The sequence below is a fragment of the Microcoleus sp. B4-C1 genome, assembly GCF_036705285.1.
Lineage (GTDB): Bacteria > Cyanobacteriota > Cyanobacteriia > Cyanobacteriales > Microcoleaceae > Microcoleus.
The window spans coordinates 1-16,475 of the sequence record NZ_JAUBUC010000098.1; the positions used below are offsets into that span (position 1 = coordinate 1).

The 16,475-nt window shown below is 45.3% G+C and carries 15 protein-coding genes and 2 pseudogenes; 8 read left to right on the top strand and 9 right to left on the bottom strand.

Going from position 1 to position 16,475, the window contains the following annotated elements; genetic code table 11:
* Positions 1–162: 162 nt before the first annotated feature.
* Positions 163–1,482 carry a carboxyl-terminal processing protease CtpB gene (gene ctpB, locus QUB26_RS26845; RefSeq protein WP_333246274.1) on the bottom strand — a complete coding sequence of 440 codons (1,320 nt, stop codon included), beginning with the start codon at positions 1,480–1,482 and terminating at the stop codon, positions 163–165.
* Between the two features lie 196 nt (positions 1,483–1,678).
* On the opposite strand from ctpB, the gene QUB26_RS26850 reads away from it, so the two are divergent.
* Together QUB26_RS26850 and QUB26_RS26855 are read left to right on the top strand one after the other, a co-directional pair.
* On the top strand, positions 1,679–2,524 hold the full coding sequence (locus tag QUB26_RS26850; protein WP_333320402.1) for a hypothetical protein: 846 nt from the start codon (positions 1,679–1,681) through the stop codon (positions 2,522–2,524).
* Positions 2,487–2,666 (top strand): hypothetical protein, encoded by a 180-nt coding sequence (locus QUB26_RS26855; RefSeq protein WP_333234233.1) that lies wholly within the window; start codon positions 2,487–2,489, stop codon positions 2,664–2,666. The genes QUB26_RS26850 and QUB26_RS26855 overlap by 38 nt, the downstream gene beginning before the upstream one ends.
* Before the next feature lie 29 nt (positions 2,667–2,695).
* Here QUB26_RS26855 and QUB26_RS26860 read toward each other — a convergent pair whose 3' ends face one another.
* A complete protein-coding gene (locus tag QUB26_RS26860; RefSeq protein ID WP_333246275.1) occupies positions 2,696–3,265 on the bottom strand; it encodes a pseudouridine synthase in 570 nt (189 codons plus the stop codon).
* Positions 3,266–3,526: 261 nt separating this feature from the next.
* Here QUB26_RS26860 and wecB point away from each other — a divergent pair, with 261 nt between their 5' ends.
* On the top strand, positions 3,527–4,639 hold the full coding sequence (wecB, locus tag QUB26_RS26865; protein WP_333320404.1) for a non-hydrolyzing UDP-N-acetylglucosamine 2-epimerase: 1,113 nt from the start codon (positions 3,527–3,529) through the stop codon (positions 4,637–4,639).
* Between the two features lie 109 nt (positions 4,640–4,748).
* Here the strand turns inward: wecB and QUB26_RS26870 are convergent, their stop codons facing one another.
* The 3 genes from QUB26_RS26870 to QUB26_RS26880 form a co-directional block, all read right to left on the bottom strand.
* Positions 4,749–5,654: a TPM domain-containing protein gene (locus QUB26_RS26870; RefSeq protein WP_333246279.1), complete on the bottom strand. Its 906-nt coding sequence runs from the start codon at positions 5,652–5,654 to the stop codon at positions 4,749–4,751.
* Positions 5,655–5,942: 288 nt separating this feature from the next.
* Positions 5,943–6,476 carry a hypothetical protein gene (locus QUB26_RS26875; RefSeq protein WP_333320406.1) on the bottom strand — a complete coding sequence of 178 codons (534 nt, stop codon included), beginning with the start codon at positions 6,474–6,476 and terminating at the stop codon, positions 5,943–5,945.
* Complete coding sequence (locus QUB26_RS26880; protein WP_333246282.1) at positions 6,473–6,970, bottom strand: TIGR00725 family protein; 498 nt, start codon at positions 6,968–6,970, stop codon at positions 6,473–6,475. The genes QUB26_RS26875 and QUB26_RS26880 overlap by 4 nt, the downstream gene beginning before the upstream one ends.
* 210 nt (positions 6,971–7,180) lie before the next feature.
* Between QUB26_RS26880 and QUB26_RS26885 the strand changes: the two genes are divergently transcribed.
* Entirely contained in the window at positions 7,181–7,357 is a 177-nt protein-coding gene (locus QUB26_RS26885; protein ID WP_333291675.1) for a toxin-antitoxin system, antitoxin component, Xre family protein, read from the top strand.
* A gap of 100 nt (positions 7,358–7,457) precedes the next feature.
* On the opposite strand, the gene QUB26_RS26890 is transcribed toward QUB26_RS26885, so the two are convergent.
* The 3 genes and pseudogenes from QUB26_RS26890 to QUB26_RS26900 form a co-directional block, all read right to left on the bottom strand.
* Entirely contained in the window at positions 7,458–7,856 is a 399-nt protein-coding gene (locus tag QUB26_RS26890) for a hypothetical protein (RefSeq protein WP_333246286.1), read from the bottom strand.
* Positions 7,853–9,346: pseudogene (locus QUB26_RS26895) on the bottom strand (IS5 family transposase). Before QUB26_RS26895 ends, QUB26_RS26890 begins: the two are co-directional and overlap by 4 nt.
* 239 nt (positions 9,347–9,585) lie before the next feature.
* A pseudogene (locus QUB26_RS26900) lies at positions 9,586–9,795 on the bottom strand (ISKra4 family transposase); the annotation flags it as partial.
* Positions 9,796–10,060: 265 nt separating this feature from the next.
* Here QUB26_RS26900 and QUB26_RS26905 point away from each other — a divergent pair.
* From QUB26_RS26905 to QUB26_RS26920, 4 genes are all read left to right on the top strand, one after another.
* The gene (locus tag QUB26_RS26905; protein WP_333302944.1) at positions 10,061–10,321 is read left to right on the top strand and encodes a hypothetical protein; all 261 of its coding nucleotides are present in this window, start codon (positions 10,061–10,063) and stop codon (positions 10,319–10,321) included.
* A gap of 92 nt (positions 10,322–10,413) precedes the next feature.
* The gene (locus tag QUB26_RS26910) at positions 10,414–12,588 is read left to right on the top strand and encodes a lipoxygenase family protein (RefSeq protein WP_333320408.1); all 2,175 of its coding nucleotides are present in this window, start codon (positions 10,414–10,416) and stop codon (positions 12,586–12,588) included.
* 146 nt (positions 12,589–12,734) lie between these two features.
* Positions 12,735–14,072, top strand: coding sequence for a hypothetical protein (locus tag QUB26_RS26915; RefSeq protein WP_333320410.1), 1,338 nt, complete (start codon positions 12,735–12,737; stop codon positions 14,070–14,072).
* A gap of 144 nt (positions 14,073–14,216) precedes the next feature.
* Positions 14,217–15,941 carry a hypothetical protein gene (locus tag QUB26_RS26920; RefSeq protein ID WP_333320412.1) on the top strand — a complete coding sequence of 575 codons (1,725 nt, stop codon included), beginning with the start codon at positions 14,217–14,219 and terminating at the stop codon, positions 15,939–15,941.
* A 113-nt stretch (positions 15,942–16,054) separates the two neighbouring features.
* Here QUB26_RS26920 and QUB26_RS26925 read toward each other — a convergent pair.
* Positions 16,055–16,475: WD40 repeat domain-containing protein (locus QUB26_RS26925; protein WP_445299642.1), on the bottom strand; the 421-nt coding region annotated here is incomplete at its 5' end.

The window sequence follows — 16,475 nt, forward strand, 5'->3', positions numbered from 1 at the left end:
TCCCGCCCGTCCTTTTTGGACGGGCGGGACGCCCATCCCACTTTCAAGAGTGGAAGTTATTTAATTCTCATTCCTTAATAACTCATAACAATAATCATAAAAACAAAACCCGCCGGCGCGGGTTTCATCTTAAAGCTAATTGTTAATAAGTGCTAATTTCAACTACTTCTGAGGAACAAGAGCCTCATTACCAGCAACGGGACGGGGAGACGAAGCGGTAGTTCGCAAAAGTGCGATCGCCTGCGCGTAGCAAGGATCGTCCTTAGTCGCAACCAACATCGGTTTGTTAGCTAATTTCAGCTTTTGTTCGTCGGTGACTTCGACTTTAACATCGGGAGTAACCCCCTTCTGGCTGATATCCGTACCGTTGGGAGTATAGTAGTGAGCGATCGTCACCGCCAATCCCGAACCATCAGCCAAAGAATGCACCGACTGCACCAAAGCTTTGCCAAAAGTTTGGCCGCCGATCACAGTTGCGCGCTTATTATCCTTCAGAGCACCAGCCAAAATCTCGCTGGCGCTCGCCGAGTTGTCGTCCACGAGCACCACCAAAGGCTTGTCAGTGAGCGCAGTGCGATTTGCCTTCATTTCCTGAGAATCGCCCGTGCGATCGACTGTGCGGACGATCGCCCCTGTATCCATCCACATCCGAGCGATATCAATGCTCACTCGCAGCAACCCGCCGGGATTCCCCCGCAAATCCAAAACAAAAGCGTCAGCTTTCTGAGCCGAGAGCTTTTTAATCGCCGCCTCCATTTGTTCGCCCGCGTGGGAGCTAAACTCTTGCAAACGGATGTAACCGACATTCTGACCCCCTTCATTCTTGAGGCTGTAGCGAACCGCGGCTACCTCAATTCTCGCCCTAGTCAGAGTGATGTCAAATTCGCTTTTGCCCTCACGAGCAATCCGCAGCGTGACTTTCGTGCCTTCATCGCCCCGAATTATCTGAGCCGCATCCGAGACAGTCATGCCTTTGGTAGTTTTGCCGTCAATCACCAAAATCGTATCGCCCGCTAGAATCCCTGCCTTCAGGGCCGGGGAATTTTCCATCGGCTCGACTACCCTAATCGCTCTCGTTTTCTCGTCTTCTTCCAGCCTCATCCCCACCCCTGTCAGTTCCCCAGAGGTTTGATTCGTCAGCGCTTCGTACTGCTTCGGGTCCATGAAGCGGGTGTAGGGGTCGTTTAATTTCTCTAGGGCTTTGCGGAGGGCCGTGTAGGCAGCTTCGCGAGAGGTATAATTTTTGCTCAGCAGTTCTTGGCGGGTTACTTGCCAGTCAATCTTGTTAAAGCTGCCATCAACATAGTCTCGGTTCACAATTTGCCAAGCTTCATCTAAGACAGCTTTGGGGCTATCTTGAAGTTCGGCGCGGACTGATTGGCTCAGGCCGGGAACGAGTAAAGATATCGAAGCGGTTGTTGCCATCGCCCCACTGAACAGGGCTGCCTGTAACTTAGAAAAGCGTTTGCGGGCTTGATTCATTGAATTTGGCTCAATTCGATTTTAGATTTTTGATTTGAGATTTTATATTGCTAAAAAATCTCACACTACTACTTAAACTATTGTGTGGAGGCTCCACCATCCCTTTGGACAGTCTAACGAGATTCATAGTCGATCGCCAACCAATTATTACTCTCTTTCAATAAACTTAATTTAAAACTTGGATTTATAAAGTGCCGTGGAAGCTAAAATCGAACAATTTTCGCGTAAGTGGTTGAGCCTGCTCATTAATGGAGTTATCGGTCTAGCAGCGCTGGCGGGGGTCGTCGCCATGCAGTCTAGCGGGCAGTTAGGCGGAATGTCCCCAGTTGGCGTTCAGGGGCAAAACCCGCCCTCTGGAATGTCTGCTGCCAGTTTCAAGCAAGCCGCACAGCAAGAAGCGCAGCAAGAAGCCCTGCGGCTGAGAATGCTCAAAACTATCCCTAGTTTTGGATTTGATAATTTAATTGCAGATTGGACATTTCTCAAATTTTTGCAGTATTTTGGCGACGACGAAGCGCGAGATGTGACGGGCTACAATCTGAGCCAAGATTATTTTGACATAGTTACGCAGCGCGACCCGCGGTGGGCTGACATCTACCTGTTTCTCTCCACAGCTATTTCTTTTTATCAAGGAAACCCTGAAACTGCTGTTAACTTTATAGAGCGTGGTACTAGGGCCCTTGCCCTTTCGCCGCAACTTCATTCCCAATCGTGGATAGTGTGGCGAACTAAAGGTATTGATGAGTTGCTGCTGTTGGGGGATATTCCCGAGTCAATTCGCTCCCACGAAATGGCTGCGGATTGGGTGGAAGGAAGCCCGGAAGGGCCACAATTGGCGCCGAGGTTTCGAGCAACTGCTGAGTTTTTGCGCCGAGATCCCGATAGCGTGCCGGTGCGGTTTAATGCTTGGAGCACGGTTTATGCTCAAACAACTGATAAGCTGGTGCGTCAAAGGGCGAGACAAGCTCTTGTCAAGTTGGGAGCTCAGGTGCAAAAAGATCGGGATGGAAACGAGAGTTTTATTTTGCCCCCTCGAAAGTAAGCAGAAGGAAGAAGGAAGTTCGGCAACGGATTGTGTAACGGATGTAACGGATGTAACGGATATCAGGAAGAAGGAAGAAGGGAAATGCAGCCGCAGTAATAGTTTCAGCTATCAAGAATGTCCTAAATGTCAAGACGGTTGACTGTAATTCTCCAATCCAAAATCCAAAATCTAAAATCTAAAATCGGCTTGAGTTAGTTCGCGCCATTCACCGGGTTTGAGGCCTTCGAGACGCAAATGCCCGATCGCACATCTGACCAGCCGCAGCGTCGGAAACCCTACTGCTGCGGTCATCCGGCGGACTTGGCGGTTGCGGCCTTCTGTGAGAGTCATTTCCAGCCAAGCTGTCGGCACGTTTTTGCGAAATCGAATCGGCGGTTCGCGGGGCGGCAAAGCGGGTTCTTCTAACAATAATTGCACTTTTGCCGATCGAGTCCGATAATCTTGAATTGTGACACCTGTCTGCAAAGCGGCGATCGCACTTGCATCAGGAATTCGTTCCACCTGCACCCAGTAAGTGCGGGGGTGAGCGAATTTCGGGTCACTGAGGCGGTGCTGCATTTGTCCATCATCGGTTAGCAGCAACAAACCTTCACTATCGCGATCGAGCCTTCCTACTGCATAAATGTTAGGAATAGGAATATAATCTTTCAGGGTTCTGCGTTTAACTTCCCCTGAATTGTCAGTGAATTGAGTTAAAACATCATAGGGTTTGTAAAATAAAATGTACCGATAGGGCATGACAAATTAAAAAATAAGAATGTACTAATGTCAATAAATTTGTAGGGGCGGGTTTCACCGACAATAATTGGCTAAAACTCACAATCTCAAAAACCCGCCCCCACCCAACGTCAAACCACTTTCTCTCTCTCTTCTCTCCTCTGCGCCCTCTGCGCCCTCTGCGGTTCATAAAAAAATAAATCTTGTTAACCAACGATTCAAACCAGCTCTAAAATCTTCAGCCTTTAAGAGCCTCGCAAATCTCAACTACCCAATTTTACCATGTCCGAAGCCACACACCGCGTTTGCATCGTCTTAGGAACTCGCCCAGAAGCGATTAAACTAGCCCCAGTAATTCAACTCTTCAAAAGTTCTCCAACCTTTGACACCCAAGTAATTTTAACCGGTCAGCACCGAGAAATGGTCGAGCAAGTAATGCGAATGTTCGATCTAAAAGCCGATCGGGATTTAGCAATTATGCAGCACCAGCAAACCTTGACGGATATTACATCCCGGAGTTTGCAGGGTTTGGAAGCATTGTTTAAAGAATTGCAGCCCCAAATCGTCTTAGTTCAGGGCGATACAACGACTGCGTTTGCCGCTACTTTGGCTGCATTTTACCAGAAAATACCCGTAGGTCACGTAGAAGCCGGATTGCGGACAGACGACGTGTTCAATCCTTACCCTGAAGAGGCTAACCGACGGTTGATATCTCAGCTCACACGGCTGCATTTTGCCCCGACAGCGCTGGCTGTAGAGAATTTAGGGCGATCGGGCGTTTTGGGAGAAATTCACCGTACAGGCAATACAGTAATCGATGCTTTGCTTTCTGTCGCCAAACGCGAACCAGAATGCAACATACCTAACTTAGATTGGAGCAAATATCGCACTATCTTAGCAACAGTTCACCGCCGCGAAAATTGGGGAGAACCCTTACAAGGAATTGCGCGGGCTTTTCTCCAAATCTTAGATAAATTTCCCGATACAGCTTTACTACTACCCCTGCACCGAAATCCCACTGTTAGAGAACCTTTAAAAGCTCTTTTGGGCGACCATCCGAGAGTCTTTTTAACTGAACCTTTAGATTACGCAGAATTAGTAGGAGCAATTCAGAGATGTCATTTAATCCTCACAGATTCGGGTGGCTTGCAAGAAGAAGCACCTAGTTTGGGCAAGCCAGTTTTAGTATTACGAGAAACCACAGAAAGACCAGAGGCAATTTCTGCGGGTACTGCTAAACTGGTTGGTACTAATTCTGATATAATTACAGCAGCAGCGGCAGAATTGCTGAGCAATGCGGAAGCATACAACGCAATGGCAATGGCAATTAATCCCTTTGGGGACGGTTTGGCCTCCTCGCGGATTTTGAAAATTGTTGAAGAGTATTTTAGTTAACTACTCCTCGATTATTCGGCGGTTGAAAGCGCAACTATACAAACTTTCTTACCCGCAGAGGGGGACTAATTCCTGCTAAAAAAACTCGGTTTCTACCTCGCTTCCCGAATTACCAATCCCCACCGCCACCCCCACCACTAGACTCGCCACCGCCAAAGCTACCCCCGGAGTCGCTACTGCTACTGCTACTGCTGTAGTCACTACTGCTACTGCTGTAGTTACTGCGGTTATTACCCTGATAACGGCTGCGGGAGGGGAAAGGAGATTTCCCAGAAAATAAGCTGCCAAATATCCTGAAGATAATGAAGCAAGGTATAAATGCTATGAATAAGAACCCAAGTAAGTCATAGATTGGATTCGATGAATCTTCACCTGTGGATGTACTATTGCTAATAACTGGCGATTGACTAGGTATTGGTGACGGTTTCAGCGCTTGAGATGGTACGATCGGAGCCAAAGGCAGCGTGATTTGAGATTGAGCATTTACCATAGGAGTTTGTAAAACATTTACTAACGCCTTTGTCCCGGCTAATGTGCCCCCGTCAAAGTCCTGCTGTTTAAATCGGGGCGTAATTTCGGTTTCAATAATGCCCACTGCTTTAGCATCCGGCAAAATGCTTTGAATGCCAGAACCTGTTTCAATTTGAACGCGGCGTTCCCCCGAAGAAATCAACAATAAAACTCCGTTATTTTTACCTTTCTTGCCAATACCCCAAAAGTTAAATAGTTCTGTAGCAAATGCTTTTGGTGTCGCCGATGGTTTAGTACCAGTCACTGTCACAACAGCGATTTCTGAGCCGTTTTTCGCCTCTAAATCCGAAATCATTTGATTGAGCTGAATTTCGGTGCTGTTGCTGAGAATGTTTGCCTTGTCCGTTACCCAAGTGTTATTTACTTGACGGGGATTCGGTACTTCTTGTACTGTTATAGCTTGGCTCGTTACGGGAAATGCAATTGCCGAAAAGCATAGCAAACTGATCCAGATTATTTGTTTATTGCTAAATTGTAACTGCATCGCTTCAGTCTCCTGAATAACTGCTAGTCTGAAATTGACATATATCTGTCCGCCTAATTACCATTAAATAACCAGCTCGCTGTGATGTCAATTCAGATTATTCAGAAGTTGGATTCATAAAAATCATAATTTTAGGTGCGCCGTGGGTACCCTACATTTATACTCTTGCACGCACGGGTGGCGAAAAACCGGGTTTTTTACCAAAATAATTGCTGAAAACAGTCAATCTCGGTTCAAAAACCCGGTTTCTTAGTGGGCGAGTGCAAGTGTGAACTAATTTAGATATTTTTAAGGAGAGGGAACCGGTGGCAGAAAATTGCTGCTGCCTTTATAACCGGATAAAATAGCCAGTTTTTCCAAAGATTGCCGCCCCGTGTAATATTTCCCCCGAATTTCCCAAGTGGGATAAGCTTTAATATTGGCAGCTTTGCACAAATCCGGTTGAGCATCTTTGCCTCTGGGATCGCACTCAATGTAAGTAATTGCGGTAAATGCTTCTTTGCCGAAAAGTTCTTGTTGCGTGTGACAGTGAGGACACCAGTAAGCACCGTACATTCTAGCTTTGATGGTCTGCAAATGGGTTGCTAAAGCTATTTGTTCCGGCACGGATTCGCTGCGAATAGGTGGCGCTTCTTGTTCGGTAACAGGCTGTGCGAAAGGGGGAGGAGGAGGGAGGGTTTGTGCTAATTTTTGAGTGGATTTGTTGCTAAAACTGAACTGTGCAATTCTTCCGTCTGCTTTGGTAGTGACGAAAATCCCCAAAGTCAGGAAAAGTGCGATCGCACCAAAGTTGAATTTGCTTACTCTCATCTTGGATGTCATCTTGAATTTACTAGGATTTCGCGAGCTTGATTCATAGCCTCTACAGGATTGTTTACCACAAAAATGTTAAATTGTGCTAAACGTTTAAAAAAAAGTTGACTTTCGGCGCTGTGATTTAACAATATAACTTGTTTGTTAGCTTTCAGAGCGAGGGCGATTTCCGAAGCAGTGCCCGTCCCCATACCGCAGGCAATTATTACATCTGAAGAAAGAACGTTAATGTTATTTCTGGCGTTTCCCATATCGGTGACAATGGCAATATCTACAGATTCAGAAATGCCGCGAGTGTCATTTCCCGGAAGGATGCCGACTGTTAAACCGTTAGCTGATTTTGCTCCTTTGTTAGCGGCATCCATGACGCCGACATTTCTGCCACCAGTTAGCAATATCCACCCTGCTTCGGCGATGAGTTGTCCGAGTTGATAGGCGTTTTCTAAGTCGGTGGATGTGGCACTCTCGCCAGGGCCCATGATGCCAATGATGATTTTTTTCATAGTTTTGGAGTGAATATGGTGTTATTAATACTTGCTAGTTTTTTGGCACTATCTACGAATGTATGTTATCATATAAATAGTGGTGACTATAAACAGTTTGTGAGCCAAATAACTTCAGGGAGTTTCCTAGTATTTTTACAATATATGCTGATTTAACATTAAGAAGTGAGAGATAACATGAGTGTCGCCCCAAACCAGGAAACAAAGCTGATGGAAAAAATCCGTACTTTACCGCCCGATAAAATTACGGTATTAGAAGATTTTATCGATTTCCTTTCAACGCGAAGTGAAGATCGTCGGCTCGTTTATACTGCAACTAAACTCTCAGAAGCAGCTTTTGCTAAAATTTGGGATAACCCAGAGGACGCGGAGTATGATGAGTTATAATTTTGGTGATGTGGTTTTAGTTCCGTTTCCTTTTACCGATCAAACTACCAATAAAAAACGTCCAGCAGTTGTTATTAGTTGGGAGCATCCCGCTTTTTAACTAAGCAGAAATACCGAGCTTGATGTCGTTGTTTAAATATGCACATCTCAGTCTTAAAATTTGAGGCACATTTTTTTCGTTCCACTGTGCACCTACAATCTTAATTCTTGCTCCAATCTGTTTAATTAAAGACTCTACAGCTCCCGAACCAATATCAATACCCTGCTGTTGATAATTCTGGTAATCTGGGATTCTTGACTGATGTTTTCGGAGATAATTCTGGAAATTTTTACTTTCTTTAGCTCTAACTCCTATAAACTCAGCTATAGCTTCAACTGTTGCTCCTTGCCACAGTTGGTTCTTCGCTCTCCTCAGTCGTTTGAGCGAACCTCCTACTCTATGTAGGGCTTGCTGAATAATTGAGCGCTTTTTGGCGATCGGGAGTGATCGATTATTCAACCAGAGTTAAAGATGAGTTTTTCCGGCCTCATTTTGAGTGAAATATAAGCGCAAATTATGTTAAGCCCAAAAACAGGCATTGTTTGCCCCGAACCGCTTAAAAACACACAAAAAACCCGGCGCCACCAGGTAGAAAGGTTCATTACTAAAAAAGTGATAGCAATAGCTGTACCAGAGGTATTCTCAAATTTTGTCATTACCAGATTCAGGCTAAACCTTCGTTTACGCAAGCCCCAAATTTTCCCTCAATTGCCTGACGAATCTTCTCATCTTCCTTAGCTTGCTTCTTTTTTTCTTTACTCACATTTGCTGGAGGTCTTCCTAGGGGGGGTCCACTGATTCTAATGCCTTTTTCTTTACACCAAGCTCGGTTCTCTCTTGTACGGTAAATGCGATCGGCATGAACGGACTCTGGATAATATCCTGTGAAGCTATAATAAGCTTCTACTTGTGCTTTCAAGTCTCCTGATTCGTTGAAATTATCCCAACTTATTCGGTCTAAGAATACATATCCTTCAAAACAGCTCGCTGATAGTTTAGCTCCAAACTCTACATTTTTCCCTGCTTTTCCTCTGACTATAGGACGAATATGGGGTTGACTTAAACTTACTATTCTATCTTCTATCTCTGTTTTTTATTTTCAAATAGCCAGAGCTGTTGGCGATAGACTTATGTGAGGACTAGCAAGGTTTTATATTGCTTTTTGTTCAAAGCTTCTAGAGTCGCAGCCGCATCAATTAGCTGTTCAATATGAGCTAAGTTTCTTTTGATGTATTGAAGTTGTTTTTTAATTGCCTGTCTTCTTTTGTTGCGGCTGGGTCGTTTTTGTTTGGCTACTGCTAAGTAGTCTTTTCTTGCTAGATTACGGTAGGTTCTTGGTTTTTTAGGGATTTTTTCTTTGATTTGTTTATACAGGATGTCTAGGATTTTTTCTGTATGAACTCGGGTTCTGTTTAATAGTCCTAAGTCGGTCGGATAGGTAATGTCGGCGGGAGCGCAGGTTGCATCTACGATTAGTTTACCGCGATTGGTTGACTCATTTTTGGCGTCCGAATCCTTTTTTTTTCGGGTTGGATTGGGGTAATTTCTCGCATTTTTTCGACCCTGCGTTCGTTCACTTTATTAATTAGGGTGGAACTAATTCTTTGGCGAAAGTGCACTAATAAAGATGGGTCAAATGCGAGTTCGTTGCTGTAGCTTGATTGACCGATGAAGTATTGTAGATAGGGGTTTTCCCGGATCTGTTCTACTGTTTCCCGATCGCTAATTCCTAATTTTTCTTTAATAATTAATGCCCCCAATGCCATCCGAAATGATTTGGCTGGTGCCCCCTTTTGGGTGGGAAAGTTTTGGGCATATTCTGACTCAAATTCTGACCACGGAATTAGTTGAGCCATTTTTACCCAACGGTTTTCAGCAGACAACCTTCCTCCGAAGGGCAGTTCAAACTCGGATGAGGGGCTTGGGGCAAGCTCAGCTTTTCTGTACACGATCGCAGGTGGTGATGCATGGGTTTTGCCTATTTTACCTGTTTATCACGGCGACTTTACTCTCGATCCCGCGATCGTATAACCGCGCCGTGTAACCTTTCTGCACTTATCCAGCAAGCCCTAGCCTAGAGTCGAAGAGAAATCCCGAAAAAAGAACAGCGTTTAAAATAAAAATAGCCGAATATTTAAAAATAGAAAAAGAATCGCCAGAACTGGTGCATCTCAGTTTGGCAAATACATCAAATTGAAAGTTGACCGTTGAGATAAGCACAGTGAAGAGAAAGGATAGAGGGAACGCTCTCAATTTTCCATTGCGCTCCTGATATTTTCACCCAGAACCCAATTCGTTTAATAATTGATTCAACTGTTCCCGAACCAATCGAACTTATGGACTCTTCTTTATAGTATTGGTAGTTGACTATTCGGCAGCGATGGGTCTCTAAATAGTTACGTTAACTCTAAATAAACGTCGCTTTTATCAACAAGGTATGCGGGCTGCAACCCTGATTCGGTCTATCTCCTAGGCCTCTTTGTCACCCCCCCCATGTGTTTGTCCCCATACTCTCCTGATTTTAATCCAATTGAATTATGGTGGTCGCAACTCAAATCTTTATTGATCCAGTTTTCACCAACCACCACTAAAATGGTTGACACCATAATTGCTGTGGCTCTTGACTTAATTAATCCGAAACATCTTAAAAACTGGTTTACTAATTGCTGCTACTGTACCTCATACATCCGGAAGTGCTGTATCTCCAACACACTCAGGGAATAGAGCGAGTGATGAACTCCTATCGCTCTCGTATCGCATCCAACCCCGACGACATCCAATTTTACCATCTGGCATTGACAATTAAGCCAGATAATGAGAAGATCAGCAATTTTCAGCTAGGTAATGCGTTAGTTCGACAAAATCGCTTTGATGATGCTCAAGCCTCTTACCAAAGCGCACTCCAATATCACGGAGTGATATGAGCAACCGTACAGAAAGTTATGCTAAGGCTGAAACGATATGGTAAGCTTAAGCTTACTCGCTAAATAAATCTTTCACAACTACAGGAGGGCATATGCCTTTATCTTCGGAAACGCAAAATTCTCATTCGGACAAAACCACCCTAATCAATACTCTATTAACACTTTATAAGTTCGTCAAGCTTGCTTCCCGTCTTCGTCCAGGGGAATATAATTATAATTATGATTATATTCCCAGCCTCGCTATGACGAGTTCGCCTTCATTGCCTGTCATTAATCTCAACATACCAATCCAAGAGCTACCCAGTAAAGAATGGGTAATGCTGGTTGTCCAAAAAATAACAACTTTAAATGCTAATAAAGCCCGGAAATTTGACAACGGCATCCCATCTTTTAGTGTGGGAAATAGCACAGAAGAAAGTTCATCCATTGATGAAAATGTGCAAGTATTAAAAGATACCGAACATGAAATCAAAACCGCTGATAGTAAAGAAGATTGGACAAATATTGCTTGGAAAATAGCCTCGGCTGCCAAACAAATTACGCAAGAGGTTTCTCCTGCGGGAGTATCTTTCAGCGTAGGTGGTAGTGAATCGGCCGAAAGTTCTGAAATTGATGAGCAGCTTAGAGAGATAGATGAGCAATTTGCTAATGCCTACCAATCTAGTGAAACTTCAGATGCATTAGACTTTAGTGTTGGCTCAGACTTGGAAGATACGTCAGGAGAATCGCTGGATTTAGCCTTCAAGGAAATTATTAAAGAAAACATAAAATTGTTGGACTTAGAAAGTGAGCAAAGTTCAAATGTAGATTTTTCTACAGGAGGATTTCAAGATTTTCCCAGCCTGGACGATTACAATAGATTATTTGTAGATATCCGCTTACCCCAGATTAGCCAAAGGTTTCAAGAAGATTTAATTTTTGCCTATATGCGAGTTGCGGGGCCAAACCCACTTATGCTCCAGCAGCTATCAGAACAAAATAAACCTTTGCAGATTACCAACGAAAAATATCAGCAAATAATCGAAAAGTTTGAGTTTTCCGACTCCCTTGAAGCCGCTCTGCAAGAAGGCCGACTTTATCAAGCTGATTATTCCATGTTAAAAAACATGGCACAGGGGAGTTTTCCCAACAACGTCAAAAAATACCCTTGTGCGCCTTTAGCATTATTTGCGGTTCCCCCAGTTAGTAGTTCATCTCGCTCTCTAATACCAGTAGCTATTCAATGCCAGCAACCTTCTGTAAGTGAAAATCCACCAGTATTTACGCCGCTAGATGGCGACAACTGGATGGTAGCTAAAACCATTGTTCAAATGGCGGATAGCAACTACCACGAATTAGTTAGTCATTTAGGTCGCACTCATTTATTTATCGAACCTTTTGTACTAGCTACTAAGCGGAAATTGCCAGCAAATCACAAATTAATAATTTTGCTAGATCCTCACTTTGAAGGAACTATATTAATCAATTATGGGGCTCATAAAACCTTAATTGCTAATGGAGGAAAAGTAGATGAGCTTCTAGCTAGCACTATTGAGGACGATCGAGTTCTTGCGGTTGAAGGAGCAAAAAGCTATCTGCACAACTTCAATGATGTAATGTTTCCCAAAACCTTGACAAGTCACGGTGTCGGCGAAAGCGCTCAGTTACCCGATTATCCTTATCGAGATGATGGACGGCTGATTTGGGATGCTATTAATACTTGGGTTCGTGCTTATTTAAGCATTTACTACACTAGCGACCAACAACTACTCGAAGATAAAGCTTTACAAAATTGGGCACAGGAATTAGTTTCCGACCAAGGGGGTCGCTTAAAGAATTTTGGAGAAGATGCTTCAGGTGCGATTAAAACACTCAATTATTTAATTGATGCTGTCTCTAGTATCATTTTTACTGCAAGTGCTCAGCACGCGGCAGTAAATTTCCCTCAATCAGAATTAATGAGCTATACGCCGGCTTTTCCTTTTGCCATCTACTCCCCAGCACCGACAAGTTCTGAGAAACAAGGGAACTTTATGAGTATGCTACCTTCCCTAGACCGCTCCCAAACCCAAATTGGGGTAGATTATTTACTTGGTTCGGTATATTACACGCAGCTAGGTCAATACAACAAAGGACACTTTAAAGATGCCAAAGTCATGTCATATTTGGGCGCGTTTCAAAATCAGCTAAGAGATATTGAAATGGAGATTAGCAAGAGAAACCGTTCCCGACTCATGCCTTACAAATTCTTGCTACCTTCTCAAATTCCCCAAAGTATCAATATTTAGTTCTACTTTATTGATTCAGGCAGCGCAACCAAAAGTAGATAGCTGCCTGATAACATAGGCCCAGAAGTAGAAACAAAACGCCACCCTCAGAAACCAGGTTCCTTTACCCAACCGTTCAGTCAGTTTTTCTTAAATGAGTAAATGCCATGCCAATTGAAAAAGTACCTAATACTTCCTTGAATTACTATCTGATTGCCTTTGATAAGGATGGCAACGAACGCGATGAAGCTGATGGGAAGAAACTGAGCGAACAAATCTTCTGTGCACTAGCGAATGAGCCAATCACAGATGTATTCCTTATGAGCCACGGGTGGATGGGCGACATCCCCGCAGCGCGACAGCAGTACAACGACTGGATTGGCGCAATGGCTAAACAAACAGCCGATATTGAAAAAATCAAACAGGTGCGATCGGGATTTCGTCCCTTAATGATTGGCCTGCACTGGCCGAGCAAGCCTTGGGGTGATGAAGAGTTGACAAATTCTTCGGTGTCCTTTGACGTGAACGACGAAGATCCAGTTGAGGGGTTAGTAGATGAATATGCCGATCGCATTGCTAACACTGAAGCAGCACGGCAAGCCCTGCAAACAATTCTCCGGGCGGCGAGCGAAGACAACACACTTGATAGCTTGCCACCAGAGGTACTCAACGCCTACCAAGTGTTGAACCAAGAGGCTGACTTGGGTAGCGAAGGTGAAGGTGCGGCACCGGGTTCGGATTGGGAAGGTTTCGATCCAGAAGCCATCTATGAAGCGAGTATAGATGAACCAGTAAGTTTCAGCACCGACAGCAGCTCAGTCTGGGATAAGGTTTTGAACCCCCTGCGGGTACTGTCTTATTGGAAAATGAAAGAACGCGCTCGCAAAATCGGTGAAAACACTGGTTTCAACTTGTTAAAAACACTGCAAGAGAACGCTGCTGAAACGGTGCGATTCCACCTGATGGGTCACAGTTTCGGATGCGTTGTTGTCTCTTCCATGCTCAACGGTCCGCAAGGGAAGGGTACGTTAGTCCGCCCAGTGAATTCTCTGGCGTTGGTACAAGGCGCTGTATCGCTCTGGTCTTATTGTTCAAAGATTTCATACGAACGCGATCGCCCCGGTTACTTTAATACAATCATCGCTCAAGGTAAAGTCGCAGGTGCGATCGTTACAACTCACTCGCAGTTCGACTATGCAGTCGGCCGGATGTACCCCCTAGCTGGAAAGACTGCCTTTAGTAGTGTGGACTTTGCCCCCGGTCAGTTGCCTAAATATGGCGGAATTGGCAGCTTTGGTCTAGGGGGAGACGACCTGGCAGCGGAAAACACAAATATGCTCCCCTGGAATGCCTCTTATGATTTTAAACCGGGCAAAATCTACAACCTGGAAAGCAGCAAATTTATTTGTGATGTGAACCAGGGAGGGCCAATAATGGGTGCCCATTGCGACATTGCCAAGCCGGAAGTCGCCCATGCTGTGTGGTCGGCAGCTTATGCCAGTTAACCGCCAGAGTTAGACCCATTTTTTTGCCTTTGAGAACGGATAGAAACTCAGAAAGCCCCTGTTAAAAAAGCTTGTGGGGTTTCTATCTGATTCACTCAAAACTCAAATTGTGATTATTCGCCCAACCAACCAGGAACCAAAAATATGAACGAAGAAGACTTGCTATTTTTCAATGGGATTAATGGCGCCAGCGGTGATTATTTGCTACCGCCATTGAGCGCCGAGCAAGTATCTAAGATTGCCCAAGGCGAAGAATTCGATCCAGACAATCTAGAAGATATCCAGCTAAAAAAGCGGCAAAAAGAAGAGCCTGACTTTGCTCCTATAGAGGGAGTAGACCCCAAAAACCTAGCACAAACAGGTTGGGGGGTAATCTTCGCTTACGATGCCGATCCGGCAATTCGAGAGGCGCTCAGCGAGCTATTAGACCATCGCAAAAAGCAAGCCACTCAACAGCACGAGCATTACTATAAGGAATACAAAGGTCCCCAAGGCTATCGTTACGACAAGGCAAAAAATCAGTACGAGTCAAAAAAGAATTTCTTGGCACGTCAGGGAGTATCTTCAGGTCCTGCCGATCCGGACAAAATGCCCTACTACCTGCTGATTGTTGGAGATCCAGTAACAATTCCCTATCGCTTTCAGTCCCAGCTCAGCGTTCAGTACGCAGTGGGTCGGATTTACTTTGATACGCTACAGGAATACGCGCAGTACGCTCACAGTGTAGTAGAAGCTGAAACTGGCAATTTATCCCTATCCCCTAGCGCGGCCTTTTTCGGTGTGTGCAACCCAGGAGACGCTGCCACTAATCTCAGCACTCAAGACCTCATTCAGCCGTTATCTGAATGGGTTGCCGAGAAACATTCCGACTGGGATGTGAAAACGATTCTCAAAGAAGAAGCAACCAAAGCCCGCTTGGGGCAATTGCTAGGAGGCAGTGAAACACCTAGTTTGCTTTTCACTGCCAGTCATGGCATGGGCTTTCCCAATGGCGATCCGCGTCAGTTGCCCCACCAAGGCGCACTGCTGTGCCAAGACTGGCCCGGTCGCGAATGGGGACGAAAGCCGATCCCGGAAGATTTTTACTTTTCTGGGGACGATATTGGCGAACAAGCGCGGCTTTTAGGAATGATTGCTTTTCACTTTGCCTGCTATGGTGCTGGCTGTCCCCAAAAGGATGAATTCGACGGTCACTCTAAATTTCTTTCCGAACGACCGGATATTGCGCCGTATCCCTTTCTTGCCCGCTTGCCGCAGAAACTCCTGAGTCATGCCAAGGGAGGTGCCCTCGCTGTCATTGGTCATGTCGATCGAGCTTGGGGTTGTTCTTTCTCTAGTTCAGATATTCGCGGTTCAAGTGCGGAGAAACGGCAGATAGCAGTTTTTCAGAGTAGCGTGAAGCGTCTGCTGGAAGGGCATCCAGTAGGATCGGCAGTGGAGTATTTTGATGAGCGCTATGCCGAAATTTCCTCCGACCTCAGCTCTGAGCTAGAAGAGATTAAGTTTGGTGCGGTTCCCAATAATCAGAGTTTGGCTGGGATGTGGACGGCTAACAATGACGCCCGCAACTATGCGATTATTGGCGATCCAGCAGTCCGGCTAGTGGTCAGTTATAGTAAAGATGCCAGCGCCCGCCCTACGATTGAAACTGTGCATTTGCCTTCTAATCTGGCACAGGGGTTGGCTCAGGAAACTCAAGAGCAAGTTGCTGGTGAAAGTGGCCTCAAGCAGGCTCAGACACAGCTTATAGCATCACTAGAGCAATTTGTCAATACTGCTCAAAAGGCTTCAATTGACAGCCCCGAAAGCTTGCAAACGGCAACGTCAATAGCTACCAATCTGTTGAATGTGTTGAAGGCATTGAGTTAACTGGGCGATCGCACCTAAGTGAACGGCTGCCGGGAGTTTTCCCGTGCAGCTTTCAGGTTGCTAGGGAGCGATCGTAACAGAAGACTTGTGTCCTCGTTTCGGTCTGACGCTCACTACTTTTTTGGTGAACTACTAGGAGGGCTAATATCCTTACAAAGATTGCGATCGGTATCAGTGAGGTCGGCATCAGGGTTCTTCAGATAGTCGCGCACCCAATCGCAGTTCATTGCTAGGAGTTCATCCATTCCTCCGATTTTCCACAGGCGGGCGGTGCCGTCTTTTCCACCAGTGGCTAGGAGCTTGCCATCTGCACTGAACTCCGCACTCATAACCGTACCTTGATGCCCTTTGAGAACAGCCAACTGCTTGCCAGACGTGTTCCACAGGCGGGCGGTGCCGTCTTCTCCACCAGTGGCTAGGAGCTTACCATCTGCACTGAACTCCGCACTCATAACCATACCTTGATGCCCTTTGAGAACAGCCAACTGCTTGCCAGACGTGTTCCACAGGCGGGCGGTGCCGTCTTCTCCACCA

Coding starts and splice junctions, on each gene's coding strand:
- QUB26_RS26880 (WP_333246282.1), bottom strand. CDS start 6,970: ATGAAAAAAATCATCATTGGCATCATGGGCCCTGGCGAGAGTGCCACA.
- QUB26_RS26875 (WP_333320406.1), bottom strand. CDS start 6,476: ATGACATCCAAGATGAGAGTAAGCAAATTCAACTTTGGTGCGATCGCA.
- QUB26_RS26860 (WP_333246275.1), bottom strand. CDS start 3,265: ATGCCCTATCGGTACATTTTATTTTACAAACCCTATGATGTTTTAACT.
- QUB26_RS26855 (WP_333234233.1), top strand. CDS start 2,487: ATGGAAACGAGAGTTTTATTTTGCCCCCTCGAAAGTAAGCAGAAGGAA.
- QUB26_RS26910 (WP_333320408.1), top strand. CDS start 10,414: ATGCCTTTATCTTCGGAAACGCAAAATTCTCATTCGGACAAAACCACC.
- wecB (WP_333320404.1), top strand. CDS start 3,527: ATGTCCGAAGCCACACACCGCGTTTGCATCGTCTTAGGAACTCGCCCA.
- QUB26_RS26870 (WP_333246279.1), bottom strand. CDS start 5,654: ATGCAGTTACAATTTAGCAATAAACAAATAATCTGGATCAGTTTGCTA.
- QUB26_RS26885 (WP_333291675.1), top strand. CDS start 7,181: ATGGAAAAAATCCGTACTTTACCGCCCGATAAAATTACGGTATTAGAA.
- QUB26_RS26920 (WP_333320412.1), top strand. CDS start 14,217: ATGAACGAAGAAGACTTGCTATTTTTCAATGGGATTAATGGCGCCAGC.
- ctpB (WP_333246274.1), bottom strand. CDS start 1,482: ATGAATCAAGCCCGCAAACGCTTTTCTAAGTTACAGGCAGCCCTGTTC.
- QUB26_RS26915 (WP_333320410.1), top strand. CDS start 12,735: ATGCCAATTGAAAAAGTACCTAATACTTCCTTGAATTACTATCTGATT.